We start from the raw sequence: 2,155 nt of genomic DNA, 5'->3' as shown, positions 1-2,155 counted from the left end.
TGCAGGTGGCCGCTGCCGTAGTACAGGTGATTGACCTTGCGCCCATCCGGCAGGGTCAGTGTGGTCAGGTTGCTGAGCGGGTCGTACTCATAGTCCAGCGCGCCACTCGGGCTCAGCTCCTGCGTCAGCCGCCCCAGCAGGTCGTAGCTGTACCCCAGCGTTTCATCGGTGATACCCAGCCGCTTGCCGGCAACGGTAGGCTGGCGATGAATGCTCAACAGCCGGTCGGCATCGTCGTAAGCGAAGTCCTGCCGGGCATCGCAGTTGACCTTGGCCGTCAGCCGGCCAATGGCATCGCGCTCGAACAGCGTGCTGCGCTCTGGTCGCTCACCGGTTTCGCCGTAGCCGATTTCGTCCAGGCGCAGCAGGTGGCCACCGGCGTCGTAACTGAAACGCCGGGTCAGGTTGTCTACCCGCACTTCTTCGCTTAGCCGGTCCGACGCGTCATAGGCAAAGCGGTAAACCGCGCTGTTCTCGTTGACCAGTGCGGCCAGGCGCAGGGCCTTGTCGTACTCGTAGCGGATCCACTCGCCCTTAGCGTCCTGGCGCCTGCTTGGCAGCCCGCGCGAGGTACGCTGCAAACGGGTAGTCTGGCCTTTGCCGTCGGTGTGGCTCAGTACCTGACCAAGGGTATTGTAGGTGAAAGTTTCTGCAGTGCCGTCCGGGTGGTTGATGCGCAGCACTTCGCCGTCGGGTTTGCGCTCCAGCGACGTGGTCTGGTTCAGCGCATTAGTTACGGCAGTCTGATCACATAAAAAATAAGAATTTGCAAGAAAATGATAGCTCTCTCCAAGCAACTACATAATATTAATTGTTAAAAAACAAAAGCTTGCAGCAAAAAACCTATTAACCTTCTTACCAAACCAAAAACACCAAACTTTACAGCGGCGAACGGCGCCATTTATCATCAAAACTTAAAACTTCTTTTTTCTTTATTCTCCAGACACCATCTTTAGACACTAAATACATCTTGGAGCATGTTTCAGCACCTTTAGTTTGCTGCACTTGAATTGTCAGCGTTTTTCCACCCCCATCCAAAACCTCTAACTCATCAGTCGCAGGATCATAAGTGGCAGGTTTAGTGCACCCAAGATCTACAAGTCGCCCATAGTTAGAATTATCCTTAACGGCATATTTATCAAGTATCTCTTCAAGTTGTTTTGCATACTTTTCTTTTAGCTGAGAATCTTCTATCCCATGAGCCAGGTTTTTTTTACGCTGGTCAAAGAACTCAGTCTCCCAGCAGTTCATTTCCCTCATGAAGGCTACTAGTTCACTAGGAGGATTCATAACTACATTTTCCCTTAGTCATTTTAATTCGCAAAAATACCTTCAAGGATTTTCTCACCTTGACGATACACGTCATAGGTTATGGAAGTCGGTCGCGTCCCCCATTACCATACACGAAGTTTAGCTCAACATCCACAGCCCCCTTTTTCTTAATGACATTAGCAATTTGCGCTTCAAATGCTCTAAATTGACCACGATTAATACCCTTTAACTGAGGGAACACACCATCTTTACCACCGGACCCACCTAAAAGCTTGCCAATTATATGCCCTGCGTCATCATCAGAGTTCCCCATCATTCGAGCCCACGCTCTGGACGTGGCGTTAGTTGCTGTGCCACCTTGTTTCAAATCATTCAAAGTGATAGTTGCAGCTGCTCTGAGGGGTTGACCTGCCGGCCCTCTGATAACATTAGTTTTGACACACCACCCTAACGGATCAAGCCATCCAGTTGAACTGGGCGCATAATTGTAAAGGTTTGAACCACCTAGTAAGCCTATTGGATCTTGCGTGATGAATCGCGCCACCTCAGGATCATAGTAGCGGAAGGTATTATAATGCAGCGAGGTTTCATCATCGCTGTACTGCCCTGGGTACCTCAGATTCTGATCGACCTCTTTGATCGACAGAGTTTCTATCGTGCCCCAAGACCGATACGTCGCCTGCCAAACAATCTTGCCCTCGCTGTCCGTCAGCTCCAACGGCGTACCAATCTGGTCAGTATGGAAGTAATAAAGCTTCTGCTCCTCCCCTTCCACCTGATCGACGCGCGCTAACGGCGCATAGCTACCCGGCTCGTACAGGTACAGGATGCTCTGCGCAGGTGTCTCCTCCCGCAGCATCCTCAGCCCCTGCCAGAGGAAGCG

The 2,155-nt window shown here is 51.2% G+C and carries 2 protein-coding genes and 1 pseudogene; all 3 read right to left on the bottom strand.

Going from position 1 to position 2,155, the window contains the following annotated elements:
* A pseudogene (locus SB756_RS27970) lies at positions 1-740 on the bottom strand (type IV secretion protein Rhs); the annotation flags it as partial.
* A 139-nt stretch (positions 741-879) separates the two neighbouring features.
* The gene (locus tag SB756_RS27965) at positions 880-1,251 is read right to left on the bottom strand and encodes an NTF2 fold immunity protein (RefSeq protein WP_410912727.1); all 372 of its coding nucleotides are present in this window, start codon (positions 1,249-1,251) and stop codon (positions 880-882) included.
* A 118-nt stretch (positions 1,252-1,369) separates the two neighbouring features.
* Positions 1,370-2,155: RHS repeat domain-containing protein (locus SB756_RS27960; RefSeq protein WP_410912725.1), on the bottom strand; the 786-nt coding region annotated here is incomplete at its 5' end.

The organism is Pseudomonas sp. SIMBA_068 (assembly GCF_046534705.1).
Lineage (GTDB): Bacteria > Pseudomonadota > Gammaproteobacteria > Pseudomonadales > Pseudomonadaceae > Aquipseudomonas > Aquipseudomonas putida.
The sequence above is the reverse complement of the archived record's forward strand: the minus strand, read 5'-3'. Positions and strand labels throughout refer to the sequence as shown.

What these genes read in the sequence shown, in the direction of transcription:
- SB756_RS27965 (WP_410912727.1), bottom strand. Translation starts at nt 1,251, where the DNA reads ATGAACTGCTGGGAGACTGAGTTCTTTGACCAGCGTAAAAAAAACCTG.